24 protein-coding genes, 4 tRNA genes and 1 pseudogene are annotated in these 25,752 nt (G+C 73.1%); 11 read left to right on the forward strand and 18 right to left on the reverse strand.

Annotated features, from left to right (window positions below; all coding sequences use genetic code 11):
* The first annotated feature begins 2 nt into the window (after window positions 1–2).
* Window positions 3–698: a tyrosine-protein phosphatase gene (locus O1G21_RS18505; protein WP_270145251.1), complete on the forward strand. Its 696-nt coding sequence runs from the start codon at window positions 3–5 to the stop codon at window positions 696–698.
* A gap of 17 nt (window positions 699–715) precedes the next feature.
* Here O1G21_RS18505 and O1G21_RS18510 read toward each other — a convergent pair whose 3' ends face one another.
* Window positions 716–1,165 carry an RICIN domain-containing protein gene (locus O1G21_RS18510; protein ID WP_270145253.1) on the reverse strand — a complete coding sequence of 150 codons (450 nt, stop codon included), beginning with the start codon at window positions 1,163–1,165 and terminating at the stop codon, window positions 716–718.
* Window positions 1,158–2,252: a low temperature requirement protein A gene (locus O1G21_RS18515; protein ID WP_270145255.1), complete on the reverse strand. Its 1,095-nt coding sequence runs from the start codon at window positions 2,250–2,252 to the stop codon at window positions 1,158–1,160. The genes O1G21_RS18510 and O1G21_RS18515 overlap by 8 nt, the downstream gene beginning before the upstream one ends.
* Window positions 2,253–2,394: 142 nt before the next feature.
* On the opposite strand from O1G21_RS18515, the gene O1G21_RS18520 reads away from it, so the two are divergent.
* Window positions 2,395–3,501: a hypothetical protein gene (locus O1G21_RS18520; protein WP_270145256.1), complete on the forward strand. Its 1,107-nt coding sequence runs from the start codon at window positions 2,395–2,397 to the stop codon at window positions 3,499–3,501.
* A 102-nt stretch (window positions 3,502–3,603) separates the two neighbouring features.
* Window positions 3,604–3,939: a hypothetical protein gene (locus O1G21_RS18525; protein WP_270145258.1), complete on the forward strand. Its 336-nt coding sequence runs from the start codon at window positions 3,604–3,606 to the stop codon at window positions 3,937–3,939.
* Window positions 3,940–3,950: 11 nt separating this feature from the next.
* On the opposite strand, the gene O1G21_RS18530 is transcribed toward O1G21_RS18525, so the two are convergent.
* From O1G21_RS18530 to crcB (O1G21_RS18555), 6 genes are all read right to left on the reverse strand, one after another.
* Window positions 3,951–4,784, reverse strand: a complete 834-nt coding sequence (locus O1G21_RS18530) for a TIGR02452 family protein (RefSeq protein WP_270145260.1) — start codon at window positions 4,782–4,784, stop codon at window positions 3,951–3,953.
* Between the two features lie 241 nt (window positions 4,785–5,025).
* Window positions 5,026–7,308: a DEAD/DEAH box helicase gene (locus O1G21_RS18535; RefSeq protein ID WP_270145262.1), complete on the reverse strand. Its 2,283-nt coding sequence runs from the start codon at window positions 7,306–7,308 to the stop codon at window positions 5,026–5,028.
* Between the two features lie 195 nt (window positions 7,309–7,503).
* A complete protein-coding gene (locus O1G21_RS18540; protein WP_270145264.1) occupies window positions 7,504–8,181 on the reverse strand; it encodes a hypothetical protein in 678 nt (225 codons plus the stop codon).
* Window positions 8,182–8,333: 152 nt separating this feature from the next.
* A complete protein-coding gene (gene crcB / locus O1G21_RS18545; protein WP_270145265.1) occupies window positions 8,334–8,708 on the reverse strand; it encodes a fluoride efflux transporter CrcB in 375 nt (124 codons plus the stop codon).
* On the reverse strand, window positions 8,705–9,073 hold the full coding sequence (locus O1G21_RS18550; RefSeq protein WP_270145267.1) for a DUF190 domain-containing protein: 369 nt from the start codon (window positions 9,071–9,073) through the stop codon (window positions 8,705–8,707). Before O1G21_RS18550 ends, crcB (O1G21_RS18545) begins: the two co-directional genes overlap by 4 nt.
* Entirely contained in the window at window positions 9,070–9,546 is a 477-nt protein-coding gene (gene crcB / locus O1G21_RS18555; protein WP_405000668.1) for a fluoride efflux transporter CrcB, read from the reverse strand. Before crcB (O1G21_RS18555) ends, O1G21_RS18550 begins: the two co-directional genes overlap by 4 nt.
* Before the next feature lie 62 nt (window positions 9,547–9,608).
* On the opposite strand from crcB (O1G21_RS18555), the gene O1G21_RS18560 reads away from it, so the two are divergent.
* The 4 genes from O1G21_RS18560 (at window position 9,609) to O1G21_RS18575 (ending at window position 10,355) form a co-directional block, all read left to right on the forward strand.
* Window positions 9,609–9,950 carry a metallopeptidase family protein gene (locus O1G21_RS18560; protein ID WP_270145270.1) on the forward strand — a complete coding sequence of 114 codons (342 nt, stop codon included), beginning with the start codon at window positions 9,609–9,611 and terminating at the stop codon, window positions 9,948–9,950.
* Between the two features lie 102 nt (window positions 9,951–10,052).
* Window positions 10,053–10,125: transfer RNA gene (locus O1G21_RS18565), tRNA-Glu, on the forward strand.
* Between the two features lie 55 nt (window positions 10,126–10,180).
* A tRNA-Asp gene (locus O1G21_RS18570) sits at window positions 10,181–10,254 on the forward strand.
* A gap of 27 nt (window positions 10,255–10,281) precedes the next feature.
* A tRNA-Phe gene (locus O1G21_RS18575) sits at window positions 10,282–10,355 on the forward strand.
* A gap of 129 nt (window positions 10,356–10,484) precedes the next feature.
* Here the strand turns inward: O1G21_RS18575 and O1G21_RS18580 are convergent.
* The 5 genes and pseudogenes from O1G21_RS18580 to O1G21_RS18600 form a co-directional block, all read right to left on the reverse strand.
* Entirely contained in the window at window positions 10,485–10,745 is a 261-nt protein-coding gene (locus O1G21_RS18580) for a helix-turn-helix domain-containing protein (protein WP_327068229.1), read from the reverse strand.
* A 13-nt stretch (window positions 10,746–10,758) separates the two neighbouring features.
* Complete coding sequence (locus O1G21_RS18585; protein WP_270145272.1) at window positions 10,759–11,094, reverse strand: helix-turn-helix domain-containing protein; 336 nt, start codon at window positions 11,092–11,094, stop codon at window positions 10,759–10,761.
* Window positions 11,091–11,345, reverse strand: a pseudogene (locus tag O1G21_RS18590) (type II toxin-antitoxin system RelE/ParE family toxin); the annotation flags it as partial. The gene O1G21_RS18585 and the pseudogene O1G21_RS18590, both read right to left, overlap by 4 nt.
* Before the next feature lie 153 nt (window positions 11,346–11,498).
* A complete protein-coding gene (locus O1G21_RS18595) occupies window positions 11,499–12,548 on the reverse strand; it encodes an alpha/beta hydrolase family protein (protein WP_270145274.1) in 1,050 nt (349 codons plus the stop codon).
* Between the two features lie 24 nt (window positions 12,549–12,572).
* Window positions 12,573–13,493, reverse strand: coding sequence for a zinc-binding dehydrogenase (locus tag O1G21_RS18600; protein ID WP_270145276.1), 921 nt, complete (start codon window positions 13,491–13,493; stop codon window positions 12,573–12,575).
* Window positions 13,494–13,921: 428 nt separating this feature from the next.
* Between O1G21_RS18600 and O1G21_RS18605 the strand changes: the two genes are divergently transcribed.
* On the forward strand, window positions 13,922–14,908 hold the full coding sequence (locus tag O1G21_RS18605) for a LysR family transcriptional regulator (protein WP_270145278.1): 987 nt from the start codon (window positions 13,922–13,924) through the stop codon (window positions 14,906–14,908).
* Window positions 14,909–14,926: 18 nt separating this feature from the next.
* On the opposite strand, the gene O1G21_RS18610 is transcribed toward O1G21_RS18605, so the two are convergent.
* From O1G21_RS18610 to O1G21_RS18620, 3 genes are all read right to left on the reverse strand, one after another.
* Window positions 14,927–16,135: a serine hydrolase domain-containing protein gene (locus O1G21_RS18610; RefSeq protein ID WP_270145281.1), complete on the reverse strand. Its 1,209-nt coding sequence runs from the start codon at window positions 16,133–16,135 to the stop codon at window positions 14,927–14,929.
* Between the two features lie 98 nt (window positions 16,136–16,233).
* A complete protein-coding gene (locus O1G21_RS18615; protein ID WP_270145283.1) occupies window positions 16,234–17,289 on the reverse strand; it encodes a hypothetical protein in 1,056 nt (351 codons plus the stop codon).
* A complete protein-coding gene (locus O1G21_RS18620) occupies window positions 17,286–17,804 on the reverse strand; it encodes a SigE family RNA polymerase sigma factor (protein ID WP_270145284.1) in 519 nt (172 codons plus the stop codon). The genes O1G21_RS18615 and O1G21_RS18620 overlap by 4 nt, the downstream gene beginning before the upstream one ends.
* Before the next feature lie 155 nt (window positions 17,805–17,959).
* On the opposite strand from O1G21_RS18620, the gene hrpA reads away from it, so the two are divergent.
* Together hrpA and O1G21_RS18630 are read left to right on the forward strand one after the other, a co-directional pair.
* Window positions 17,960–21,940, forward strand: coding sequence for an ATP-dependent RNA helicase HrpA (gene hrpA / locus O1G21_RS18625; RefSeq protein ID WP_270145286.1), 3,981 nt, complete (start codon window positions 17,960–17,962; stop codon window positions 21,938–21,940).
* A gap of 130 nt (window positions 21,941–22,070) precedes the next feature.
* Window positions 22,071–22,144 (forward strand) — tRNA-Asp (locus O1G21_RS18630).
* Between the two features lie 346 nt (window positions 22,145–22,490).
* Here O1G21_RS18630 and bldC read toward each other — a convergent pair.
* Window positions 22,491–22,697 (reverse strand): developmental transcriptional regulator BldC, encoded by a 207-nt coding sequence (gene bldC, locus O1G21_RS18635; RefSeq protein WP_014137253.1) that lies wholly within the window; start codon window positions 22,695–22,697, stop codon window positions 22,491–22,493.
* A 487-nt stretch (window positions 22,698–23,184) separates the two neighbouring features.
* Complete coding sequence (locus O1G21_RS18640) at window positions 23,185–24,105, reverse strand: hypothetical protein (protein WP_405000669.1); 921 nt, start codon at window positions 24,103–24,105, stop codon at window positions 23,185–23,187.
* A 198-nt stretch (window positions 24,106–24,303) separates the two neighbouring features.
* Here O1G21_RS18640 and O1G21_RS18645 point away from each other — a divergent pair, with 198 nt between their 5' ends.
* Window positions 24,304–25,461 (forward strand): Glu/Leu/Phe/Val dehydrogenase dimerization domain-containing protein, encoded by a 1,158-nt coding sequence (locus O1G21_RS18645; protein WP_405000670.1) that lies wholly within the window; start codon window positions 24,304–24,306, stop codon window positions 25,459–25,461.
* Window positions 25,462–25,752 lie beyond the last annotated feature (291 nt).

Below are 25,752 nucleotides of genomic sequence, written 5' to 3' on the forward strand. Positions count from 1 at the left end.
CCATGACCGATGCCTTCATCGACATCCCTGGTGTGCGCAACTTCCGTGACGCGGGCGGGATCGGCGCGCTGCGCCGGGGCGTGCTGTACCGCTCCGGCTCCCTCCACACGCTCACCGAGGAGGGCGCCCGGAAGCTCAAGGACCTCGGCCTGCGGACGGTGGTCGACCTGCGCAGCCCGTTCGAGCTGGAGACCTGGCCGGACCAGCGGCACGGCCTCGACTACGAGTCCCTCAACCTGCCGACCCTGCCCGCCAACCGCGGCGACGTCGACCGGCCCTGGCCCGAGGACCAGGCCGCGCTCTACACCTTCATGCCGGAGACCGCCGGCCCCTCGCTCACCGCGATCATCCGCCGGCTGGCCGCCCCCGAGGCGGTGCCGGTGATCGTGCACTGCGCGGTCGGCAAGGACCGCACCGGCCTCACCATCGCCGTCCTCCAGGCCCTGCTGGGCGCCTCGGACGCCGACGTCACCGCCGACTTCCTGCTCTCCAACCCCGGCCTCGGCCTGGACAAGGGCCCGACCCCGTACGTCGACGAGACCGGCAGCGAGCGCCTCTCCCGCCCGGTCGGCGCCGAACTCATCGCCTCCTCCCTCGCCTGGATCCGCACCCACCACGGCACCGTCCCCGCCTACCTCCACGCCCACGGCCTCACCGACGCCGACCTCGACGCCCTCCGGGCCAACCTCTCGGCCTGAGGAAGCGGGCGCTCGGGCTACCCCTGCCGCTCGAAGCGCCACCACTGGGTGGGCGAGTCGACGTCCTCCCACTGCTGGACGCCCGCCTCCCGGGCCTGCGGGGCGGTCAGCGGCTTGCCGCTGATGAAGCTGGTGACGGTGTACGTCCCCGGGGCGTCGACGTGGGCCTCCAGCAGCCACTCCTGGGCGCCGAAGGCGTTGGCGGACCACTGCTGGATCGGGACGCCGTCCTCCGGGGAGGCGCCGGTGACGTCGAGGCGCTTGCCGCTGCCGGCGTTCTCGATGTGGAAGAGCGCACCGCCGGGGTGGACGGCGGAGAGCTGCCAGAGCTGGGCGTCGGAGCCGTCGTCCGCGCCCAGGCGGATCCGGGCGCCGCTGCGCCGGGAGGCCTCGGCGACCTCCAGCAGCAGGCCGCTGCCGACGTTGCGGATCCGGTAGCGGCCGTCGGTGATCGCACTGTCAGTCATGCCCGGAGTCTCCCACCGGGCGCCGACAGACGGCCTCGTAGCCGAAGACCGCGGCCAGCACCGCGGCCACGGCGCCGACCTGGGCCAGTGCCGACACCCCGGTGCCCAGCCGAACGGTCCCCGCGACCAGGGCGGCGCCGATCAGCCGGGGCAGCTGGGGCCCCAGCCCGAAGAAGCGCCGGATCGCGGTGTTCACCACCAGGTACAGCGTGATGCCGCCGGCCAGCGCGACGGCCTGCGGCTGGGTGATCGCGGCGGCGGGGTGGGCGGTCGCCGACTTCACCCCGGCGGCGAACAGCAGCACGCCCAGCAGCAGCCCGAGGTGGCCGAGGTAGTAGACGGACACCGCCGCCCGGTTGCGCTCGGCGGAGGACAGCGCGGCCATGTGGTGCTCGGCGCGGGCGTCGTCGTCGTGCCCGAAGTACGCCCACCAGAGCCCGACGCAGACGCTCAGGCTGAGCAGCGCGACGGCGATCAGCGCGGGCCCGAGCTCGCCGGCTCCCGCCCCCACCCCGATGGCGATCACCGACTCGCCGAACGCGATGATCACGATCAGCCCGTGCCGCTCCACGAAGTGGTCCGCGCGCAGCCGGAACTCGGGCAGCCGGGCGGCCCGCTGGGTGACGTACTGCATCGCGAAACCCACGGCCCAGAAGGCGAGTTGGACGGTGCCGGTGAGGTAGCCGCCGGCCACCACCAGGGCGCCGATGGCCAGGTTGGAGGCACCCATCCCGAGCACCGCGGCGGGTGTCACCCCGGCGGCGGCGAACATCCCGGTGTGCAGGGCGACCACCACCAGGTACGCCCAGCCGAAGGCGGCGCCGCTGCCCTCGAAGGCGTGCGGCACGGACAGCGAGATCACCAGGAAGCCGCCCATCGCCAGCATCAGCAGCCCGCGCCGCCCGTGGGTGCGCGGCGGCATCGCGTTCGTCAGCCAGATGAAGGCGTCGTACATCCACCAGATCACCCCCAGCATCACCAGCACCTGGGCGAAACCGCCCGGCGTGAGGTGGTGGACCAGACTGCCGGTGAGCTGGGTGATGGTGAAGACGAACACGAGGTCCAGGAAGAGTTCGAGCGGCGCCACCCTGAGGGCGGGCTCGGGTATCTCGTCCGTATCAGGGGCGACAGGAGAAACAGGGGACTCGGTCACCGCGCGAGTATCCGTCACCAGGCCGACGCGCAGGGGCGTTTCCGGTGGACCGGCCGCGCCGCCTATGCTGCGGCGAATGTCCAACGAGCAGAACGCCGATAACATCCCGTCGCCGCGTCAGCAGCCCACCCTCCTGGAGGCGGTGGCCGAACTGGAGGCGGTGGTCGCGGCCGGCGACGACGAGCGCTTCGGCCCGGCCCTGGGCCTGGTCGGCGGGCTGTTCGGCCCGTCCGGGCCGGCCGAGCGGCAGGCCGCCGGGCCCCGGCTGGCCGCGCTGCTGCCGGACGCCCCGCCGTTCCCGCGGGCCCACCTGGCGATGGTCGTGGGCGCCTGCGTGGAGTCCGGCGCCGACCCGGTGGCCTGCGCCGGTCCGGTGCTGGCCGGCCTGCGCGGGGCGCTGACCGGGGCGCAGCGGCTGGTCGAACACTGGGCGCGGACCGGCGGCGGCCCGCTGCCGGATCAGGAGGCGGACGATCCGGCCGAGGCGCACGCCCGGATCGAGGGCCCGGAGCAGCTCGACGCGTGGAACGCCCACCTGGCCGTGGTCGGTTGGTGGACGCTGCACCTGTGGCAGCAGGCCGCCTGGGCGGTGTACGCGCACGCGTCGGTCCGGGCCGAGGCCCGCGCCTCGGGCGTCACCGAGGTGCTGCTGGAGCTGTTCGACCGGTACGAGGGCGAGCAGCACGACTTCAAGGGCCTGACCCACCTGGCGCTGATGCTCGACGACGAGCCGCTGCTGGTGCTCGACCGCCCCACCGGCACCGGCTACCTGCTGCGGATGAGCGGCCTGAGCGACACCTTCCAGCTGCACACCCTGCTCGCCGACGTGCTGATCGGCGGCGGCCACCTGCCCGGCACCCCGCAGGACCCGGAGGTGGTGGCGCTGGCCCGGACGGAGTTCCTGGACGGCCGCCGGCTGATCGCCACCGGCGCCTTCAACCTGGTGGCGCCGGACGGCTCCTGGCTCTGGAACGAGGGCACGCCCAGCGACATCCCGGTGGTGGACGGCGTGCGCACCCTGGTGCTGGAGCAACTGCCGTACGAGCGCAGCTGGTCGGCCGGTCGCTTCATCCAGGAGGTGCCGGGGGACCTGCGGCTGGAGCGGGTGCTGGACCCGGCGGAGGCGGCGCGGCTGCTGGCCCGGACGGTGCCGGGGATGTCCACGGTGTCGGCCTTCGGCTGACCGAGCGGCCAGACCGCAGGCCCCCGGGGGCCCTCCCCGTTCGCCGGGTTATGGTCGGAAGCCGACGCACAGCCCCTACGAGCCCCACGAGTGGAGTCGACGATGGCGAAGGTCCCGAACGCGCTCGCGGCCGCCGCGCCCGCCGCGCTGACCGCGGCGAGCGGTCTGGTCGGCGGTTACGGCGTGGCCCGCTGGAGCGGCCGGCGCGAACTGGGCGGCGCGGTACTGGCGGTGGCCGGGGCCGGGGCGGCCGCGCAGTGGCGCCGGAGCTCGGGCACGGCCGCCGCGGCGGCGCTGACCGGCCTCTACGTGGCGGCCTTCGGCGGCTCGCACCCGCTGGCGAAGCGGATCGGCGCCTGGCCGTCCGTGTTCGCCGTCACCGGGGTGGTCGCGGCGGCCTCCACGGCCGCGACCGTGCTGGCCGCCCGCAAGCGCTGACCGGCAACGGTTCAGCGGACCGCCGCGCCGAACCGCGCCTCGAAGGCGGCCCGGTTCGCCGAGACCGGTGAGCGGTCCCAGACCGCGAACACCACCTGCTCGAACGCGCCCCCGTACCGGGCCAGCGCGCCCTCGAAGGCCTCGGCGACCTGGGCCGGGTCGTTGCGGAACACCCCGCAGCCCCAGGCGCCGAGCACCAGGGCGCGGACCTCGTGCCGGGCCGCCGCCGCGAGCACCCGGACGGCCCGCTCGGCGAGCACCCGCCGGACGTCCTCACCGGCCGAACGCCGTTCCAGCTGACCGGCGTTGGGCGCGGGCGAGGTCAGGAAGGTGACCGGGTACGGCCGGGCCGTCAGGTCGCCCCGGCCGTTCCGGATCACCGGCACCGCGGGCGAGACGATCACCCGGTGGCTGTACCGCAGGTCCGTCGAGGCCCGGTGCGCCTCGTAGTAGTCCGGCGCCTCCACCAGGCAGCTGTACAGCAGCGCGCTGCGGCACAGGTCCTCCTCCTGGGCGCGGGCGCCGCGCAGGTAGCCGCCGCCGGGGTTGCGCGCGGAGGCGAAGTTCAGCACCCCGACCGGCCCGGCCCCGGCCGCGACCAGCCGCCGGGCGGCGTCCATGCTGCCCTCTGCCGTCACCTCGATCCGCCCGCCGGCCGGACCGGGCCCGCGCTCCCCCGCCGCCAGCAGCGCGTCCAGGTCCGCCGGCGCGTAGGACACCGTGCCGGCCCTGGCCGCCGCCAACTGCTCCCCCACCTGCACGAGCTCGCCCCCGGCCGTCCGGTAGCTCCCCCGCTCGGCGATCTCCTCGTTCACCCGTGCCACTTCATGCAGTCTGCTGCTCATGTCCGTGACGCTACGGGACTACCGGCACCGCGCGCCACAGGTTATTCTCACTCCCAGAACAACACCTCGGGGGGCGAGCAGCAGCGAGGTGTTCGGGGGGTGTCGGGGGACACGGGGGAACACGAAGGGCCCGCTCCGGGGACGGAGCGGGCCCTTCGTGTGTGTTTCGGTCCTGCGCTTCGGTCGTGGCCTCAGCCGTGCGGCTCAGCCCGGCCGGTGGTCGCCCACCGGCCGTACGACGTCAGTTCTTCCAGCGCGGCTTGCGGTCGTCGCGGTTGAAGCCGCCGCCGTTGAAGCCGCCGCGGTCGCGGTCGAAGCCGCCGCGGTCCCGGTTGAAGCCACCGCGGTCGGCCTGCGGACGGCCGCCGGAGCGGTGGTCGTCACGGCGCGAGAACGGGCGGCTGTTGCTGCCGCCGCGCTCGTCGCGGTCCCGGCCGAAGGACGGGCGGTCGCCGAAGGAGCGGGCCGGACGGTCACCGAAGGAGCGGCCGCCGCGGTCGTCGCGGTCGCGGTTGAAGCCACCGCGGTCGCCGCGGTCGTCACGGTTGAAGCCGCCCGAGCGACGGTCGTCGCGGTCCCGGCCGGCACCGAAGCCACCACGGTCGCGGTTGAAGCCGCCACGGTCGCCGCGGTCGTCACGGTTGAAGCCGCCCGAGCGACGGTCGTCGCGGTCCCGGCCGGCACCGAAGCCACCACGGTCGCGGTTGAAACCGCCACGGTCGCCGCGGTCGTCACGGTTGAAGCCGCCCGAGCGACGGTCGTCGCGGTCCCGGCCGAAGCCGCCCGAACGACGCTCGTCCCGGTCCCGGTCCCGGCCGCCGAAGCCACCGGAGCGACGGTCGTCCCGGTCGCGGTCGCGGTCCCGGTCGCGGCCGAAGGCCGGACGCTCGGTGCGCACCTCGCGGTACGAGGGGGTGCGCTCCTCCGCCTGCGGCGCGGCAGCGGCGGCCGGAGCCTCCGCGGCGGCCGGGGCGGCGGCCTGGGCGGTCTCCTCGCCGGCCTCGGCGGACGCGGCCGGGGCCTCGTCCTCGATGCCCAGCTCGGCCCGCTCGCGCGCCGCACGGGCGGCCAGGCGGTCGGCCTCCTCGCGCAGCTCGGCGGCGCGGCGCTGCGCCCGCTCCAGCTGGCGGGTCATGTCGGCGAGCTCGCGCTCGGCGGCACCGGCGATGTTCGCGGCGCTCTCGGCCTGCACCTCGGTGAGCGAGCGGGCGCCGGTGATCTTGGCGACCTCGGCGTCGAAGGCGTGGTCCAGGATGTGGCGGCTGGCGTCGACGCCCGCGTCCTCCATCAGGCGGAAGACGCCGCGGCGCTGGTGCGGCAGCACCAGGGTGACGACGGCACCGGAGCGGCCGGCGCGCGCGGTGCGGCCGGAGCGGTGCAGGTAGTCCTTGTGGTCGCCGGCCGGGTCCACGTTGAGGACCAGGTCGATGCCGTCGACGTGGATGCCGCGGGCGGCGACGTCGGTGGCGACGACGACGTTGACGTAGCCGTCCTTGAAGTCGCCGAGGACGCGGGTGCGGGCGCCCTGGGTCATGCCGCCGTGCAGCGCGTCGGCCTTCACGCCGGCCTCGATCAGCTGCTCGGCGACCCGGTCGGCGCCCATCTGGGTGCGGACGAAGATGATGGTGCGGCCCTTGCGGGCGGCGATCGCGTTGGTGATCGGCGCCTTGTCCTTGGGCTTCACCACGAGGATGTGGTGGGTCATGGTGGTGACCGCGCCGGCCGACGGGTCGACCTCGTGGGTGACCGGGTTCTTCAGGTAGCGCTTCACCAGGGTGTCGATCTCGTTCTCCAGGGTGGCGGAGAACAGCAGGCGCTGGCCGCCGGCCGGCACCTGGTCGAGGATCTCGGTGACCTCGGGCAGGAAGCCCATGTCGGCCATCTGGTCGGCCTCGTCGAGGACCACGGTCTGGACGTCGTCCAGCTTGGCGGAGCCGCGGTTCAGCAGGTCGCGCAGGCGGCCCGGGGTGGCGACCAGGATGTCGACGCCGCGCTCCAGCGCGTAGATCTGGTTCGACATCGAGGTGCCGCCGCAGACGACCTTGAGGCGCAGGCCGAGCACCGAGCCGAAGGGCTCCAGGGCGTCGGCGACCTGCATGGCCAGCTCGCGGGTCGGGACCAGGATCAGACCGCGCGGGTGCTTGGCGCGGGTGCGCTCGCCGTCGGCCAGGCGGGTCAGCAGCGGCAGGCCGAAGCTGAGGGTCTTGCCGGAGCCGGTGCGGCCGCGGCCCAGCACGTCCTTGCCGGCCAGGGCGTCCGGGATGGTCGCGGCCTGGATCGGGAACGGGGTGGTGACGCCGCGCTTGGCGAGGGCCCGGACGACGTCCTCGTGCAGGCCCAGGTCGCCGAAGGTGATGGTGGGCTCGGCGGGCTCGGTGGCCTCGACCGTCTCCTCGACGGTCTCGGCGGTGATCTCCTCGGCGGCGGTCTCCGCGGCCTCGGTGATCAGATCGGTGGAGTCGGTGACATCGGCGGCGGCCTCGTTCGCGGGCATGGCGAAGCGGGCGTCGTCAACGAGAGACATGCAAAACCTTCCGGAAGTGGCACGCGCCAAAGTCCGGGGTTCTGTTTCACAACCGCCTCTATGCGGTCAGCCACGGATCGCCGGAACGCGCCAAGGGCGCCAGTTGGGAATGGGGCGCCAGTCAAATGGATCAAACGAACGATCTACCACCATAGAGGACCCTCGGGACCGGAGGCAAATGCCCAGGCCAGCCCGCTATTGCGTACCCGCACGAGGACTCGGGGCCGAGGAACCGGAGCTGCCGGCGGAGGGTTCCGGGCCCGGCGGGACGGTCGCGGCGGGCGTGGTGGGCACGGGCGTGCCGGACGGGTGGGCACTCGGGGTGACCGACGGGGTGCCCGAACCGCCGCCGGAACGGCCCTCGCCGCCGCCGGTACCGCCGGGGCCCGTCGAACCGCCGCCCGTGGAGCCGCCGGGGTGCGGCGCGGGGCTGGAATTCGCGCCGCCCGTCGAGGCGTTGCCGCCCGGCGCGCCCTCGGGAGCGCCCGCCCCCGGCACCGGGACCACGCCGGCCACCGTGCCGTTCGCGCCGGGCGTGAGCTCACCCGGCGCGGCGGTCGTGGCCCCGGCCGGCGCGTTCTCGGCCTGCAGGCCCCCCTGGTGCTCCGGGCGCCCGGACACGCCCCCCGGGTGCCCGGCGCCCGGCGAGGTCGAGGGACCTCCCGTCGCCCCAGGCCGGCCCGCCGGACCGGCCTGCCCGACCGGCGCCACCCCGCCGTGCTTCTCCTCCGCCGCCGGCCCGACCGACATGCACCCGGTCAGCCCCAGCCCGGCCACCGCCAGCACCGCCGCCGCCCGCACCGCCGCTCCCGATCGCCCCGACGGCACCATCCGCACCGCCGCCGTCGAACGCACCGCCCGCACCGAAGCCACCGCGCTCCCTCTCCTGCCGCCCCACCCGGGCCGCCCCCTGGCGGCCGCTTTCGGTGCCCAACGCGCGCCGGGCACGGCGGACACGGGTTCGTACGGGAGTCCTCCGGAGCGGCCCCCGCAAGAGCCGGCGGCAGCCCGTCCTGCGGGAGGGCTCAGCCCCAGAGCGCCGAGGCCAGCTCCGCCCCCGCGTACACCGCGGTCAGCCCGGCCGCCAGGCTGCCGGCCACGTTCGCCACCGCGTACCGCCCGGCCCCGGACTCAGCCAGCCGCAGCGTCTCGTACGAGAAGGTCGAGTAGGTGGTCAGCGCCCCGCAGAAGCCCGTGCCGACCAGCAGCTGGACGTGCGAGGAGGCCGCACCGGCCGTCACCGCCCCGGCCAGCAGGCCGAGCACCAGGCAGCCGAGCACGTTCACCGTGAAGGTGCCCCACGGGAACACCGAGTCGTGCCGGGACTGCACCGCCCGGTCGGTCAGGTACCGCAGCGGCGCGCCGACCATCGCGCCCGCCACCACCAGCAGCCAGTTCACTCCGCTCCCCCGACCGCACCCCGGCCCGTACCCCGCCCCCGGTAGTGGACGACCTCGCAGCGGTCCAGCAGCACCAGGCCCTCCGCGACCAGCTCCTCCAGCTGTGGCAGGAACCCCCGCACCCGCTCCTCCTCGTCCACGATCACCACCGCCACCGGCAGGTCCTCGCTCAGCGACAGCAGCCGCGCCGTGTGCACCAGCGAGGAGGCGCCGAACCCCTCGATCCCCCGGAACACGCTCGCGCCGGCCAGCCCGGCCGCCCGCGCCCGGTGCACGATCTCGCTGTACAGCGGGCGGTGGTGCCAGGTGTCGCTCTCGCCCACCAGCACGGTCAGCCGCAGCGCCGGCCCGCCCAGCCGGCTCACCGGGCACCGCCGCGGTGGATCAGCCGCCGGGTCAGCGCCGCGGCCGCCCACACCGCGCCGAGCGCGCCCACCAGGGTCAGCCCCAGGTACGCCAGCCCGGACCCGAGCCGCCCGGCCTCCAGCAGCCGGCGGACGTCCACCGCGTACGTCGAGAAGGTGGTGAACCCGCCCAGCACGCCGGTGCCGAAGAACGGCCGCAGCAGCGGGTGCGCCGGGCGCCCCTCGGTGATCACCACCAGGAACACCCCGATCACCGCGCAGCCCACCACGTTGATCAGCAGCGTCGTCCACGGGAAGGCCGACGGCCCGGTCTCCCAGCCCAGCCCGGCCGCGTACCGCGCCACCGCGCCGATCGCCCCGCCCACCGCGACCACCGCCACCACGGGCCCCTGCCCGCGCAGCACCGACGGCCGTCCGCGCACCGGCGCCGCCGGGCTGTCCACCGTGTCCTCCGAGGTCGTCACGGAACCCATCAAACACCGGTGTCCGCTGCCTGGCACACCGTCACCCCAGAGCCGACAATGATCCGGTGGAAATGACCCGGGAAGAGTTCGAGACGCTGGTCAGCGACGCCCTGGACCAGATCCCCCCGCAACTCGCGGCCATGATGGACAACGTCGCGGTCTTCGTCGAGGACGAACCCGACCCGAGCGACCCCGAACTCCTCGGCCTCTACGAGGGCACCCCGCTCACCGAGCGCGGCGAGTGGTACGCGGGCGTCCTGCCCGACCGGATCCTGATCTACCGCGGCCCCACCCTGCGGCACTGCGACACCCACGCGCAGGTGGTCGAGGAGGTCCGCACCACCGTCATCCACGAGGTCGCCCACCACTTCGGGTTCGACGACCACGAGCTGGACCAGCTCGGCTGGTCCTGACCCCCACCCCCACCCGGCCCAAACCCGTTTTGGCGATCCGCCCTGCATCCCATATGCTTCTCGACGTCCCCGGAACGCTGGAAACAGCCGGACGGGCCGCAAGCCCTCATCGTCTAGTGGCCCAGGACGCCGCCCTTTCAAGGCGGTAGCACGGGTTCGAATCCCGTTGGGGGCACGCAGTACCGTAGTAAAGTGCAGTGCCGCAAGACCTTAGTGGTTCGCCACTACCAGGTCCCGTGGAGCAGTTGGTTAGCTCGCCACCCTGTCAAGGTGGAGGTCGCGGGTTCAAGTCCCGTCGGGATCGCTCGTCTCGCAAGAGACGGTGCAGTACGGCCAGGTAGCTCAGTTGGTACGAGCGTCCGCCTGAAAAGCGGAAGGTCGCCGGTTCGACCCCGGCCCTGGCCACAACGCCTGACCAGGCACGATGCCCCCGAAGCGAATCGCTCCGGGGGCATTTTCGTGCCGTTTGACGCCAACGGCGCGGCGGACGGTCAGGCCCTCCGCATCTTTGCCGCAACTCCACCGCCCCCACCGTCACGCCGCGTCGGCGTGACGGTGGGGCACGAAGCGCATCGTCGTCCTTCCGTCCAGGGGGGCCAGCCGGATGTCGAGGTCCGCCTCCAACGCCTCGGCGAGCCGCGCCAGGAGGGGAAGGGTCGGGGTCGTGTCCCCCAGTTCGACGCGGGAGATGCCAGGCTGCGTCATGCCGGCCCGCCGGGCGAGTTCGGTCTGGGAGATCCCCAGCTGCCTTCGCCTGTCCCGCAGAGCGGCCGACAACTGCTGCCCATAGTCCACGGCTTCCTCCTGGCTATGCGGCGCGAGCGGCGAAGCTGACTGCCGTGCCCGAGGTCGCCAGATGGACGTCCACAGAGACCTCCAGAGCCGCGGCAATCCGGAGAAGCAGGTCGGACGTGACCGGGAGGACTCCACCAACCTCGATGTGTTCCACCTCGTCAGCGGTGCTACCGAGGCGAACCGCCAGCTCGTCCTCGCTCAGTCCCAGCTGGGTACGCCGGTCGTAGACCAGCTGACCGAGCGCCATGGCCAGACGAATCTGCTCTCGCTCGGCGATGATCGCGGGGGACTCGAACTCCCCGTGGATCGCGCGCTTGTCCCGAGCCAGCTGCCAGCGTGCGTGGTTCACCGTTCCTCCTCCGCCGTGTTGCGACTGTAGATCTCATGAGCTTCCGGATGCCCCGTCTCGCACACCAGCTTGGCAGCCTTGGCTCGCTTGACCTCCGCTTCCTCACGCATTCGGGTCTTGCGAAAGACAGTGAGCAGAACGATGCGGCGTCCAGGCGCCAGCCAGTAGCTGATCCGCACCGCGTTCCCGCTTAGACCGAGGCGCAGTTCCCGCACCCCATCACCCAGGTTCCGCGAGTGCGGCTCGTCGAGCCTCCGGCTTGGCCTGAAAAGCGGAAGGTCGCCGGTTCGACCCCGGCCCTGGCCACAGCCAGGAAAGCCCCGGAGAGATCACTCTCCGGGGCTTTCCGCGTGCCCACCCCCCGCAGCACTACTCCCTTGGCTCAGCGCTCGCTTGACTGCCGTTCATCGGGCGAGCCGGGCCGCGAGCCAGTCCGCGGTGGCCGGGAGCCAGTCCGGGAGGGCGGTTCCGAGCAGGTGGTTGCCGTGCGGGACGAGCAGCAGTTCGGCGTTCGGGGCCTGCTCGGCGAGGACGGTGGCGTTGGTGACGCCGGGGATGCGGTCCTCGCCGCCCTCGACCACCAGCAGCGGGAGGGTGATCGTCGGGGCGAGCCCGGTCAGGTCGATCCGGTCCACGAAGGCGCGGGCCGCCTCCGGGCCGCCGCAGCGCTGGGCCAGGGTCTCGCCGACGAACGGGACCACGCCCGCCCAGTCCAACCGGTACGGGCCGCTGACCGTCGCGGCGGCGCGCAGCCGCGGCTCGTGGGCGGCGGCCATCGCCGCGTAGTAGCCGCCCAGGCTGAGGCCGACCACGGCGGTGCGGGCGAGGTCCAGACCGTCGTGGGCCGCGAGTGCGTCCAGCGCCCGGCCCACCACCCGGTGGTAGTCCGGCTCCGGCGCGCTGGTGGCGGCCAGGACGCCCTGGCCGGGCCCGTCGATCGCCAGCACCGCGACCCCCCGGGCCAGCAGGGCGTCGGCGAGGGCGTGGAACTCCTCCTTTCCGGAGTCCATGCCCGGCACGATCAGCACCACCGGGGTGCCGTCCCCGGCCGCCGCCGGTCGGCGCAGCCAACCCGCGAAGCCCTCGCCCTCGACCCGCGCCGCCTCCGCCTCCAGCAGCGCCAGCGACTGCCGCATCGCCTCGTCGGCCTCGGCCGCCAGCCGGGCGGCGGCGGCCCGGTCCGGGTGCGGCAGCAGCCCGGCGGCGTGGAACCAGCGGGCGGCACTGCGGTAGGCGGTTCCGGCGGTGACCGTACGACCCTCCGCCGCGGCGCGCCCGGCCGCGGCGGCGTACCGGCGCCCGACGGCGCCGAAGGCGGCCGGCCAGTCGCGCAGGGAGGTCAGCGGGGCGGTCACCCGGTCGTACTCGTAGAGGTCGAGGCCGGCGCCGTGGGCGCGCGGTCGGGTTTCCGCGACGAACGCGGGCAGCAGGCCGGGGGTGTCGACGAAGTCCACGATGAAAGCTCCTCGTTCCGGGAATCAGGCGACGGTCAGCACGGCCTTGCCGCGGATCCGGCGGTCGCGCAGGTCGGTGAGGGTGGTCGCGGTCCGCTCCCAGGGCGCGACCAGGCCGATCTCCGGACTCAGCCGGCCGGCCGCCGCCAGGCGCACCAGGGTGGCCAGGTCCTCACCGTCCGGGACGTCGGAGTCGGCGTAGTGGAAGTGCCGCAGGGTGGCCGACTCGGGGCCGGCGAAGAAGTCGAAGAAGTCCAGCGTGGCCGGCGTGCGCGAGGCCTGGCCGAACCAGACCAGGGTCCCCCGCCGGGCCAGCCGGGCCAGCGCCAGCGGCAGGTCGGCGCCACCGGTGGACTCCAGCACCAGGTCGTACGGGCCCCGCGCCTCACCCAGCTCGTGCACCACCTCGGCCGCCCCCAGCTCGGCCAGCCTCCGGCCGCGCTCCGGAGAGGCCGTGACGACGGTCAGCTCGGCCCCGGCCGCGGCGGCCAGCTCGGTGAAGTAGTGCCCCACCCCACCGGACGCCCCGGTCAGCAGCACCCGCCGCCCGGCCACCGACCCCACCGTGCGCAGCAGCCGCAGCGCGGTCAGACCGGCCAGCGGCAGCGCGGCGGCCAGTACGGCGTCCAGACCGTCGGGCAGCTCGGCGAGCGAGGACACCGGCACGCACACGTACTCGGCCCACCCGCCCGCCGGCGGATGCCCGACCACCCGCCGGCACACGGCGGGCCCCGACCCGTCGGCCGCGGCCTGCACGACCAGCCCGGCCACGTCCTTCCCCGGCCGCCACCCGGCCCTGGGCGCCTCCAGCTGGAACGTCTCGCCCCGGTTCACCGAGAACGCCTCCACCTTCACCAGCACCTCCCCCGGCCCCGGCTGCGGCTGCTCCACCTCCGCGAACCGCACCGGCTCCGCCACATCCCCGGTCGCCACCAGCGCCTTCATCCCCACTCCTCACCTCGTCGGAGCCCCCACCTCACCGCCCCCACCACCCCCCGGTCCAACAACCACCGACCCCCGTCAACAACCCCCAGTTGTCACCCGTCCAGCCACCCCTCCCGCCCACAACAACCCCCACCCCTCACGTGGGCGCGCGGGCAACGCCTCACGCGCCCACGCCCACCTCCCCCCATTTCCCCCCACCCGACCAAGCGAGAGGGACGCGCTGCGGGAGGGGCGGTGGAGGGGGTGGCTGCGGAAGGGGGCGTTGCGGGTGATTTTCAGACTGCCAACGGCGCCCAACACCCCACCCACAGAGTCGGCAGTCGGAAAATCATCCAGCCCCCGGAGCGGCCACCCCCGGAACCGACCCGGCCACCCACCCTCCCGAGAGCCCCCCACCCCCAAACACCACCCCCCGCTAGGGTTCCCGGGTGGATCTGGATCTGGGGCAGGTGCGGGCCTTCGTGGTCACCGCTGAGGAGTTGCACTTCGGCCGGGCCGCCGCCCGCCTGGGAATCAGTCAGCAGGGGTTGTCGAAGCGGGTGGCCCGCCTGGAGGCGGCCCTCGGGGTGCGCCTGCTGGAGCGGGACGCGCGCGGAGTGGGCCTGACCGGGGCGGGGGAGCGGTTCCTGGAGCCGGCGCGGCGGGTGCTGGTGCTGGGGGAGCGGGCGGTGGCGGCGGTACGGGAGACCGAGCGGCCGTTGCGGATCGACGTCTGGGGGCACCTGTACGCGCCGATGCGGACACTCGCGCAGGCGGTGGACGCGGCGCCCGGGCTGGAGGTGGAGCCGGTGCCGGGGCGGGACCTGCCGTCGGTGGCAGCGGCGCTGCTGCGCGGGGAGTCGGATGCCGGGTTCGGCCGGGTGCACGCCCTGCCGGACGGCGCCGACGCCGGTCTGACGCACCGACTGGTCCGGCTGGAGCCGGTGGACGCGCTGCTGAGCGTCAATCATCCGCTGGCCGGCCGGGACGCCCTGAGCCCGGCCGAGCTGCGCGGCAGTGTGCTGCGCTATCCGGCGGCGGTGGACCGGCTGGACTTCCTGACCCGCTTCGCGACCCGGTTCGGCATCACCGGCCGGGTCGGCTCGACCAATCTGGGCCTGGAGCACTTCGTCGACCAGGTCGCCGCCGATCCGAGTTGCTTCTCCCTCGTCCCGGCCGACAGCCCACTGCCGGACCGCCCGGGCGTGCGCACCGTCCCGCTGACCGACCCGACCCCGCTGTACGCCTGGTCGCTGCTCTGGCGGATCGACCGGAACGTGGAACAGGACGGCCAACTGGACTGCCTACTAAGGGCGTTCACCGCCGAGGCGGCCCGCAGCCGGTGGCTGGAGTACGACCCGGCCCGGGACTGGCTCCCGGACGCCGACGAAGCCGCACTCCAGCCACGAACCGACGAAGCCACACTCCAGCCATGAACCGACGAGGCCGCGAAGTCACCCCGCCACGGCCTGGTACGCCAGCACCTCGAAGTCCCGCACCACGGCCGGCGGCGTGGCGCTCTCGAACATCCGCTGGGTGAGCAGGACCCCGGTCAGCCGCTCGGCCGGGTCGTTGAACCACGCCGTGCCGAGGCCGCCCTCCCAGCCGTAGCGGCCGGGTGAGGCGAGCCCGGTGCGGGCGGTGGCGACGGAGACTCCGAAGCCCCAGCCGTCAAGCTCACTCCGTCCCAACATCGGCTTCACATAGGTGAGTTGGGCTTCCGAGAGATGGTTGGTGGTCATCAGCCGGACGGCCGGACGGGACAGGATCCGGACACCGTCGGTGCCCTCTCCCTCGGCCAGCAGCATCCTGGCGAAGGCGAGGTAGTCGTCCAGCGTCGAGACCAGGTCCCCGCCGCCGTCGTCGAAGCGGGCCGGCCGGCCCCAGGCGCTGCCGGCCGGCTCGTCGTAAGGGACGAGCCGCCCGCCGGCCCGGTCGAGCACGTACTCCACCGGGAGCCGGTGCAGTTGGTCGGCGGGGACGGTGAAGCCGGTGTCCCGCATGCCGAGGGGCTCGAGGACGCGTTCGCGCAGCACCTCGCCGAGCGGCCGGCCGCAGGCGCGGGCGAGCAGGACGCCCAGGACGGCGGAGCCGGTGTGGTAGTGCCACCCCGCGCCGGGCTGGTGCAGCAGTGGCAACTCGCCGAGGCGGCGCAGGTATTCGTCGGGTTCGGGGTAGCCGGAGCGCGGCGGCCGGACGTCGACGCCGAGCTCGGCCGTCGCCCGGACGATCGGCGCGGACGGCGGGAGCATCGCGAGGCCGTGGCCGAGCCCGAAGGTGAGCAGGTCGCGCAGGGTGATCGGCCGGACGGCGGGTTCGGTGTCATCGAGCTCGCCGTCCGGTCGGCGCAGTACCCGCCGGTCGGCCAGCTCGGGCAGCAGTTCGTCGACCGGGTCGTCCAGCCGCAGCACGCACTCCTCGACCAGGGTGAGCGCGGCGACCGCGGTGACCGGTTTGGCCATGGAGGCGATCCGGAACAGGGAGTCCCGCCGCATCGGGGCGGTGCCGGCCGCGTCCTGGCTGCCGAGCACCTCGACGTGGAGGTCGCCGTCCCGCACGACGGCGGCCACCAGCCCGGGCACCCCGCCCCGCTCGACGTGCCCGGACAGCACGTCGTGCAGCCGCCCCAGCCGGTCCTTCGAGAGCCCCGTCGCGCCGTTCATCGGCCACCGCCTTCCGCATGGTTGACGTCACGTCACGTCCGGCGTCCACTGTGCCGCACGACACTGACGAATCGGCGGCGGCAAACAGCGGCGCCGGCTCACCACCAGGTGCTCTGGCTCCGCAGCACCGACCCGTCCGCGGCGTAGGAGGTGGCGGTGTTGTCGGTGGAGCCCAGCCCGCGGACGACGGCGTACCAGTGGACCGGGGAGTCCCCGAGCGCGACCGGGACCGCCTCGACGGAGCCGCCGGTCTTCCAGCTGACCACGACCCTGGCGACCTCCGGCCCGACCGGGACGACCACCATGTCCGGGCGGCTCGCCTTCCCGGTCACCCGGTTGAGCATCACGCCCTTGATGGGGCCCGGGTCGTCCTTCACCGTCCCGCCCGGGGCGGTGGTCGCCTCCACGAAGTCGCCGGGCTGCCGCTTGCCGTCCGCGATCAGGTAGACGTCGACCCGGTCGGCCTGCGGGTCCCAGACCGGGTTGCCGCTCTGCGCGGGGTCGCCCGGCAGCGTCGGGTCGGCGGCGCGCCGCTCCGTCCAGATCAGCTCACCCTGCTTGCGGCCGTCCGCCGCGGTCGGGGCCGCCGGCCACAGCGCGGCCCAGACCTCCATGGCGTGGCCGTTGACGGCGCCCTCACCGACCTTCGCCCGGATCGGGGTGAACGGGTCCCGCGCGGTCCCGGCCGAAGCGGACGAGGCGGCCGAAGCCGTAGGGCCGGCCACCGCCGTCGGCACACCCGAGGCCCCCGCCGTCGGCACACCCGAGGCCCCCGCCGTCGGCACACCCGAGGCCCCCGCTGTCGGCGTCCCCGGCCCCGCCGCCGGCCCCGAGCCCGACGATCTGCCCGAAGCGATCGCCGCCGCCGAGGAAACGGCCGCCACCGAGGCCCCGCCGGCCTCCCGCCCGTAGCCGCCGACCGCCGTCCCCGCCCCGGCCACGGCCACCACCAGCACCGCCGCCGCGCCACCGGTCAGCAGCCGTCGGCGCCGCAGCCGGCGCCGGCCCCCGGCCAGCAGCCGGTCGTACGGAACGGCGCCGATCTCGAGGCTCTCGGCCACGTCGCTCAGCCCGTACGACGCCGCGGCCTCGGCTCCGGCCAGGTCGCCGGCCAGGTCACCGGCCAGGTCACCGGCCAGGTCCTCGTTGCTCATCTTCCGCCTCCGATGGTCGTCAGCCCGCTGAGTGAGGAGGTCTCCCGCAGCTTGGCCAGCCCCCTGGCCGCCTGGCTCTTCACCGTGCCGACCGAGCAGCCCATGGCCGCCGCGGTCTGGGACTCGCTGAGGTCCTCCCAGTACCGCAGCACCACGGCCTCGCGCTGGCGGGGCGGCAGGGCTGCGAGCGCGGCGAGCAGCACGGCCCGGTCGTCCGGGTCGGGCCCGGTCGGGGCGGGCCGGTCGGGGAAGACCTCGACCAGGTACTCGGCCGGTCTGCGCCGGAACCGCCGGGCGTGCTCGTTGATCAGGATCCGGCGCACGTAGGCGTTCGGGTCGTCCGCGGCACGGACCTTGTTCCAGTGGACGTAGGCCCGTTCCAGGGCCTGCTGGACCAGGTCCTCGGCGCCGTGGCGGTCCCCCGCCAGCAGGTACGCCGTCCGCAGCAGCCGTGACCACGCGCTGCCGGCGAACGCCCGGAACTCGTCGTCCCGGACGGTCTTCTGGGCTCCCATGAGCACCTCCTCGAACCCCCAGAGCCCGGAACCGCGGCCGACCGTTGCCCGGCGTTCGCGGCTCGCCGTTCGCGATTCCGCGCCGGCGGCTGTGACACTGGAGGGGCTCGAAAACCGAGGTGCGCTCCGCCGTGCCTCCTTGCGAACCTAGAGGGATGCCCGCAGTGAGTTCTCCCGCAGTCCAGTCCGCCCCCGCACCCACCGAGGGTCCCGGAATCGGTGAGCTGGCCGCCCGCCTGCCCGAGCTGACCCTGCGCGACGAGGTCCGGATCGGGCGTCGGCTGGAGGGGGCCCGCCGGGTCCGCAAGCCCGAGGCCCGGCAGAAGATCGCCGCCGAGATCGCCGCCGACATCGACCGCGCCGAGCTGCTGGTCGAGCAGCGCCGGGGCGCGGTGCCGAAGATCACGTACCCGGCCGAGCTCCCGGTCAGCCAGAAGAAGGACGACATCCTGGAGGCGATCCGGGAGCACCAGGTGGTGATCGTCGCGGGTGAGACCGGCTCCGGCAAGACCACCCAGATCCCGAAGATCTGCCTGGAGCTGGGCCGTGGCGTGCGCGGGCTGGTCGGCCACACCCAGCCGCGCCGGATCGCCGCCCGCACGGTGGCGGAGCGCGTAGCCGAGGAGCTGGACACCCCGCTGGGCGAGGCGGTCGGCTGGAAGGTCCGGTTCACCGACCAGGTCGGCCAGGACACCCTGGTCAAGCTGATGACGGACGGCATCCTGCTCGCGGAGATCCAGACCGACCGCGATCTGCGCCAGTACGACACCCTGATCATCGACGAGGCGCACGAGCGCAGCCTCAACATCGACTTCCTGCTCGGCTACCTCAAGCAGCTGCTCCCCCGCCGCCCCGACCTCAAGGTCGTGATCACCTCCGCGACCATCGACCCGGAGCGCTTCTCCCGGCACTTCGGCGACGCCCCGATCATCGAGGTCTCCGGCCGGACGTACCCGGTCGAGGTCCGCTACCGCCCGGTGATCGACGACGCCGAGGACGACGCCGACGAGGCGGACCGCGACCGGGACCAGATCCAGGCGATCTGCGACGCCGCCCAGGAGCTGCAGGACGAGGGCCCGGGCGACATCCTGGTCTTCCTCTCCGGCGAGCGCGAGATCCGCGACACCGCCGACGCCCTCAACAAGCTGAAACTGAGGAACACCGAGGTCCTCCCGCTCTACGCCCGGCTCAGCTCGGCCGAGCAGCACCGGGTGTTCCAGCGCTCCAACCTGCGCCGGATCGTGCTGGCCACCAACGTGGCCGAGACCTCGCTGACCGTCCCCGGCATCAAGTACGTGATCGACCCGGGCACCGCCCGGATCTCCCGTTACAGCCACCGCACCAAGGTGCAGCGGCTGCCGATCGAGGCGATCAGCCAGGCCAGCGCCAACCAGCGCAAGGGCCGCTGCGGCCGCACCTCGGACGGCATCTGCATCCGGCTGTACTCGGAGGAGGACTTCCTCTCCCGCCCCGAGTTCACCGACGCCGAGATCCTGCGCACCAACCTGGCCTCGGTGATCCTGCAGATGACCGCGGCCGGCCTGGGCGACATCTCCGCCTTCCCGTTCCTGGACCCGCCGGACTCGCGCAACATCAAGGACGGCGTCCACCTGCTGCACGAGCTGGGCGCGCTGGACCCGGACGAGAAGGACCCGCGCAAGCGCCTGACGGCGCTCGGCCGCAAGCTCGCCCAGCTCCCGGTGGACCCGCGGATGGCCCGCATGGTGCTGGAGGCGGACCGCAACGGCTGCGTGCGCGACGTCATGGTGATCGCCGCCGCGCTGTCCATCCAGGACCCGCGCGAGCGCCCCGCCGAGAAGCGCCAGGCCGCCGACGAACGGCACCGCCGGTTCTCCTCGGAGACCTCCGACTTCCTCTCCTACCTGGCGATGTGGCGCTACGTCCGGGAGCAGCAGAAGGAGCTCTCCTCCTCGGCGTTCCGCCGGATGTGCAAGTCCGAGTTCCTCAACTACCTGCGGATACGGGAGTGGCAGGACGTCTACACCCAGCTGCGCACCGTCGCCAAGCAGTTGGGCGTGACCATCGAGGAGCCGCACCCCGACGCCGAACCGGACGCCGACCGGATCCACCAGTCGCTGCTGGCCGGGCTGCTCTCCCACATCGGACTGTTCGACGTGGAGAAGCGCGAGTACGGCGGCGCCCGCGGCGCCCGGTTCGCGGTCTTCCCCGGCTCCGGCCTGTTCAAGAAGCCGCCGCGCTGGGTGATGTCGGCCGAGCTGGTGGAGACCTCCCGGCTGTGGGCCCGGATCAACGCGAAGATCGAGCCCGAATGGGTCGAGCCGCTGGCCGGGCACCTGATCAAGCGCAGCTACAGCGAGCCGCACTGGGAGAAGAAGGCCGGCGCCGTGCTGGCGTACGAGAAGGTGACCCTCTACGGGATGCCGATCGTCGCCCAGCGCAAGGTCAACTACGGCCGGATCGACCCGGAGCTCTGCCGCGAGCTGTTCATCCGCAACGCCCTGGTCGAGGGCGACTGGGAGACCCACCACAGGTTCTTCGCGGAGAACCGCAAGCTGCTCGGCGAGGTCGAGGAGCTGGAGAACCGGGCCCGCCGCCGGGACATCCTGGTGGACGACCAGACCCTGTTCGACTTCTACGACGCCCGGCTGCCCGAGGAGATCGTCTCCACCCGGCACTTCGACTCCTGGTGGAAGAAGGCCCGGCACGAGCAGCCGGACCTGCTGAACTTCGAGAAGTCGATGCTGATCAACGACGCCGCGGACGGCGTCACCGAGGCCGACTACCCGGACCACTGGCAGCAGGGCAAGCTGCGCTTCAAGCTGACCTACCAGTTCGAGCCGGGCAGCGACGCGGACGGCGTGACCGTGCACATCCCGCTGCCGGTGCTCAACCAGGTCACCGCGGAGGGCTTCGACTGGCAGATCCCCGGTCTGCGGGAGGAGCTGGTCACCGCGTACATCAAGTCGCTGCCCAAGGCGATCCGGCGCAACTTCGTGCCGGCCCCGGACTTCGCCAAGGCGGCGCTGCGCCAGCTGAAGGACCGCCAGGAGCCGTTGCTGCCGTCCCTGGAGCACGCCCTGAAGCGCCTGACGGCCGTCACCGTGCCGCCGGAGGCCTGGGACGACGAGCGGGTGCCCGAGCACCTCAAGGTGACCTTCCGGGTGGTGGACGGGCGGCGCAAGCTCGCCGAGTCCAAGGACCTGGAGGAGCTGCGGCTGCGGCTCAAGCCCAAGCTCAAGGAGACGCTCTCCTCGGCGGCCTCCGGCCGGGGCATCGAACAGGGCGGGCTGACCGCCTGGCCGGCCGGGCTGCCGGTGCTCCAGCGCACCTTCGAGCAGCGCTCGCGCGGCCACTCGCTGCGCGCCTACCCGGCGCTGGTGGACGAGGGCGGGTCGGTCGGCGTGAAGCTGTTCGACACCCCGGAGGCGCAGGCGCAGGCGATGTGGGAGGGAACGCGCCGGCTGCTGATGCTGACCACCACCTCCCCGGCCAAGTCGATCCAGGGCCGGCTGGGCAACCAGGCGAAGCTGGCGCTCTCGCACAGCCCGCACGGTTCGATCAACGCCCTGTTCGAGGACGTCGTCTCGGCCGCGACGGACCGGCTGATGGCCCTGGCCGGCGGCCCGGCCTGGGACGAGGCGGCCTTCGGCAAGCTGCACGACAAGGTACGGGCGGACCTGTACGACCTGTCCGCGGACACCACGCTGAAGACGGCCACCGCGCTGATCGCCTTCCACAAGGCCTCGACCCGGCTGAAGTCGGTGAGCAGCCCGGTGCTGCTGAACGCGGTGAACGACGTCCGGCTGCACCTGGCCTCGCTGGTGCACCCGGGCTTCGTGACGGCCACCGGCTGGCAGCGGCTGCCCGACCTCAAGCGCTACCTGCTGGCGGTGGACCGCCGACTGGAGGCGCTGCCCGACCACCCGCAGCGGGACGCCCAGCAGCTGCTGAAGGTCCAGCAGGTGCAGCAGGCGTACGGGGAGCTGCTGGCGGCGGTGCCGGCCGGGCGGCAGCCGTCCGAGGAGGTGCGGGCGATCCGCTGGATGATCGAGGAGCTGCGGGTCAGCTTCTTCGCCCAGGGGCTGGGCACGCCGAGCCCGGTCTCGGAGAAGCGGATCATGAAGGCGATGGAGTCGGCCCGGGCGGCGCTGTGACCCGGGCGGCGCCCTGAGCTGCGGGTGCGCGGCGGGCCCTCAGGAGCCAGTTCGACCTGGGGGCCCACCATGGGCTACGATCTGTCTTGTTCGCAGCGCGGCAAGCGAGTGAACGAGATCAGAAAACTCTGGTCCCGTGGAGCAGTTGGTTAGCTCGCCACCCTGTCAAGGTGGAGGTCGCGGGTTCAAGTCCCGTCGGGATCGCCGCAGTGCGAGAGGCCCGGAACCGTCAGGTTCCGGGCCTCTCGCTTTTTGCCGTCCGCCTTGTACCCCGGCCAGGTCCGGACCACAAGTGACGGATCGTGTGATCGGCGCCACTCGACCGCCCGGAGAACCGGCCCTGGAACGACCCCTTCTCGACCTCACTAATTTAATATGTAAAATTGCACTGTTATTCACTGTAAATCCCCCCCGCATCTTGAGCACCAAATCGTTATCCGGAGTTCAGCATTCCGACCGCCGGAAGCACGGCGCCGGGTACGACAAAGGGGCCGCTAACCGGACCCGGCGGAGTCCGGTTAGCGGCCCCTTCGAAAGAGCCTTTGGCCTATCAGGCCTCAGTGCGCTGGGCGGGAATCCCGGCCAGCAGGGCGCGCACCTCCGCCTCACGGTAACGGCGGTGACCGCCGAGCGTGCGGATCGACGTCAGCTTGCCCGCCTTGGCCCAGCGGGTGACCGTCTTCGGGTCAACGCGGAACATGGTGGCAACCTCCGCCGGCGTCAGCAGCGGCTCAGCATCAGGGGTACGAGCGGTCATGAGCGGCCTCCTCGGGAGAACCGAACCAGGGCGGTTCTATCCTTCAAATTCTGCACCTTGGCCCGCGATGCCCGAAATGGCATAGACGGGCCGAGTCGGTTATAGGACGAACGGCTTGTCCTGGTGTCTACAACTACACCATCCGTCCAGCCCTATCGACCAAACCGCCAAAATTGACCCCTCACGGGTTCAAGGCCGACGGATGGCGATGGACCACCCCATAACGGACAGTCACACGACAGTGACGTCCGGTTACGAGGGGACCAGACCCTCCGTTTCCCCGCAAAGCACGCATCGACTCCAGAACCACCCAAAAGTGGGCACGCTCACGTGAAGTTGGGCTGGTTGTCCCATTTTTGCACATAGGGGTTAGTTCGCGTCAACGGTGAGTAGTGTCACGTTCGACAGCTATTGACCCGAACCAGGACCTTGGTCAGCGCCGCCGTGGACCAAAAGCCCCCCACAGTCATACACGGGCGGTCGGACGTCAGTTCGCGTGCCGCAGCGCCGACACCCGCCGCCACCGCACCGTCAGTTCCCCGTACGCGCGCAGCGCCTCGACGGTGTCCCCCGCCCGCAGCGCCCGCAGCCCGTCCTCCAACTCCCCCGCCGAACGGTCCGCCAACAGCCGCTCCGGCCCCAGCAGATGCACCAGCCCCCCGTAGTCCAGCTCCACCAGCGAGCGCGGGTGGAACTCCTCCAGCCACCGGCCGACCTGCTCCGCCCCGCGCACCAACTCCCCCTCCGGCACCGCCTCGCGCAGCGCCCGGTAGGCCCGCGCCACCCGTCGCCGCGCCTGGGCCATCGGCACCAGGTAGAACAGCGCCGCCGGCCTCCCCCGCTCCCCCTCCGCTCCTCCGTCGTCCGCGCCCCCCGTGCCCCCCGGCACGAAGCACCGGTCCTCGTCCCCGAACGGCAGGAACCAGTGCACCGGCACCTCCCACCGGCTGGTGAGGATCCACGGCCGGGCGTCCGGGTGTCCGGCCAGCCAGCGCTCCCGGTCCGCCTCGGCGGCCACCCGGGTCACCGGCGGCACCGCGGCGTCCAGCAGCGCCACCGGAGCCCCCGTCCGCAGCTCCTCCAGCGCCTGCCAGCTGCGCAGCCTGGTCGCCCACGGGCACACGTACAGTACGCCGTCCACGACCCGCAGGTACGCCCGACCGCTCTCCTTCTCCGGCAGCGCCCGGGGCGTCCGGGCGGCCAGCTCCGCGAGCGCCTCCCGCTGCTCCGCCAGCACCGCCGCCGCCACCGACTGCTCGGCGGCCGTCGCGTCCGGGCCGTGCTCCGCCGCGTAGGCCCGCCAGCCCGCCCGCTCGGGCTCCGGGTAGGCCGCCAGCGGCTCGTAGACCCGCAGGTGGGCGGCGTAGGGCGGCAGTACGGAAGTGCGTACGACGGTCACGTCCTGCATGTTCGCACGCGCCGCGCGGCCCCGGGAGGGCGCGCCCCCGAACCGTTCGCACCCGCACCGTGGACCCGCTCCGATCTCACTCCGTGGACAACCGGCGCAAGCTCGGACAAGACGGCGGACCGGCGGTCCCCGCCCGACTACGCTTCGCCTTAGGCGCCCGCACCACAGCAGCGGGCCTTCGATACTGGAGTCACCACAGTGACCGACGTACAGACCCCGGCCACGCACCCCGCACCCGGCGTGCTCAGCAGGATCTTCCGCACCGAGCAGGACGGTGCCCCCGGCGACGGCCACGAGCAGGTCGTCCTCTGCCACGACCGCAGCTCCGGGCTCAAGGCGATCATCGCCATCCACTCCACCGCCCTCGGCCCCGCCCTCGGCGGCACCCGCTTCTTCCCGTACGCCTCCGAGGAGGCGGCCCTGGAGGACGCGCTGAACCTGTCCCGCGGGATGTCCTACAAGAACGCGCTGGCCGGGCTGGACCTCGGCGGCGGCAAGGCCGTCATCATCGGCGACCCGAACAAGGACAAGAACGAGGCGATGCTCCGGGCCTACGGCCGCTTCGTGGAGTCGCTGCGCGGGCGCTACATCACCGCCTGCGACGTGGGCACCTACGTCCAGGACATGGACGTCGTCGCGCGCGAGACCGAGTTCGTGACCGGCCGCTCGCCCGAGCACGGCGGCGCCGGCGACTCGTCCATCCTGACCGCCTTCGGCGTCTTCCAGGGCATGCGCGCCACCGCCCAGGCCCGTTGGGGCCAGCCCACCCTGCGCGGCAAGCGGGTCGGCGTCGCGGGCGTCGGCAAGGTCGGCCACTACCTGGTCGGCCACCTGGTCGCGGACGGCGCCACCGTCGTCGTCACCGACCCCTTCGAGGCCGCCGTCAACCGCGTGCGCGCCGCTCACCCGGAGGTGGAGGTGGTAGCCGACACCACCGCCCTGCTCCAGGCCAAGCTGGACGTCTACGCCCCCTGCGCCCTCGGCGGCGCGCTGACCGACTCCGTGGTCGCCGCGCTCGGCGAGTTCGGCACCTCGATCGTCTGCGGCGCGGCCAACAACCAGCTGGCCCACCCGGGCGTCGAGAAGGACCTGGCCGACCGCGGCATCCTCTACGCGCCCGACTACCTGGTGAACTCCGGCGGCGTGATCCAGGTCGCCGACGAGATCGACGGCTTCAACTTCGAGCGGGCCAAGAACAAGGCCACCAAGATCTTCGACACCACCCTGGAGATCTTCACCCGGGCCGCCGCCGACGGCGTCCCGCCGGCGGTCGCCGCCGACCGCCTGGCCGAGAAGCGGATGCGCGAGATCAGCGCGCTGCGCACGGTCCTGCTGCCGGGCGCCCGCCGCGGCTGACCGGAGTCACTCCGCCGACCTGATGCGCGGGGGGTCGTCACCTTCGGCCCCCCGCGCATCACGATGTGGAACCGGATTCTCACTTCTCCGCCCGAACGGGTGATCCGAGGTCCCCCTTGGGGGGATAATCGGTCCTGGAACGACGGACCCCGAACACCTCCGGACAGCGTGCAAAACGCCGCAAAACCTCCCCTGACCTGGGAAGACCTGGTCGCGGGTGCGGTCCATGCGCGCCACGTCACACCGACGACGTACCGTCCAGCGGCGGAAACAGGTACCGTTAATGCTCCA

Origin of the sequence: Kitasatospora cathayae (assembly GCF_027627435.1) — a bacterium.
Taxonomy (GTDB): domain Bacteria; phylum Actinomycetota; class Actinomycetes; order Streptomycetales; family Streptomycetaceae; genus Kitasatospora; species Kitasatospora cathayae.

What these genes read in the sequence shown, in the direction of transcription:
- O1G21_RS18505 (WP_270145251.1), top strand. Translation starts at nt 3, where the DNA reads ATGACCGATGCCTTCATCGACATCCCTGGTGTGCGCAACTTCCGTGAC.
- O1G21_RS18510 (WP_270145253.1), bottom strand. Translation starts at nt 1,165, where the DNA reads ATGACTGACAGTGCGATCACCGACGGCCGCTACCGGATCCGCAACGTC.
- O1G21_RS18520 (WP_270145256.1), top strand. Translation starts at nt 2,395, where the DNA reads ATGTCCAACGAGCAGAACGCCGATAACATCCCGTCGCCGCGTCAGCAG.
- O1G21_RS18525 (WP_270145258.1), top strand. Translation starts at nt 3,604, where the DNA reads ATGGCGAAGGTCCCGAACGCGCTCGCGGCCGCCGCGCCCGCCGCGCTG.
- O1G21_RS18530 (WP_270145260.1), bottom strand. Translation starts at nt 4,784, where the DNA reads ATGAGCAGCAGACTGCATGAAGTGGCACGGGTGAACGAGGAGATCGCC.
- O1G21_RS18535 (WP_270145262.1), bottom strand. Translation starts at nt 7,308, where the DNA reads ATGTCTCTCGTTGACGACGCCCGCTTCGCCATGCCCGCGAACGAGGCC.
- crcB (WP_405000668.1), bottom strand. Translation starts at nt 9,546, where the DNA reads ATGGGTTCCGTGACGACCTCGGAGGACACGGTGGACAGCCCGGCGGCG.
- O1G21_RS18560 (WP_270145270.1), top strand. Translation starts at nt 9,609, where the DNA reads ATGACCCGGGAAGAGTTCGAGACGCTGGTCAGCGACGCCCTGGACCAG.
- O1G21_RS18600 (WP_270145276.1), bottom strand. Translation starts at nt 13,493, where the DNA reads ATGAAGGCGCTGGTGGCGACCGGGGATGTGGCGGAGCCGGTGCGGTTC.
- O1G21_RS18610 (WP_270145281.1), bottom strand. Translation starts at nt 16,135, where the DNA reads ATGAACGGCGCGACGGGGCTCTCGAAGGACCGGCTGGGGCGGCTGCAC.
- O1G21_RS18615 (WP_270145283.1), bottom strand. Translation starts at nt 17,289, where the DNA reads ATGAGCAACGAGGACCTGGCCGGTGACCTGGCCGGTGACCTGGCCGGC.
- O1G21_RS18620 (WP_270145284.1), bottom strand. Translation starts at nt 17,804, where the DNA reads ATGGGAGCCCAGAAGACCGTCCGGGACGACGAGTTCCGGGCGTTCGCC.
- hrpA (WP_270145286.1), top strand. Translation starts at nt 17,960, where the DNA reads ATGCCCGCAGTGAGTTCTCCCGCAGTCCAGTCCGCCCCCGCACCCACC.
- bldC (WP_014137253.1), bottom strand. Translation starts at nt 22,697, where the DNA reads ATGACCGCTCGTACCCCTGATGCTGAGCCGCTGCTGACGCCGGCGGAG.
- O1G21_RS18640 (WP_405000669.1), bottom strand. Translation starts at nt 24,105, where the DNA reads ATGCAGGACGTGACCGTCGTACGCACTTCCGTACTGCCGCCCTACGCC.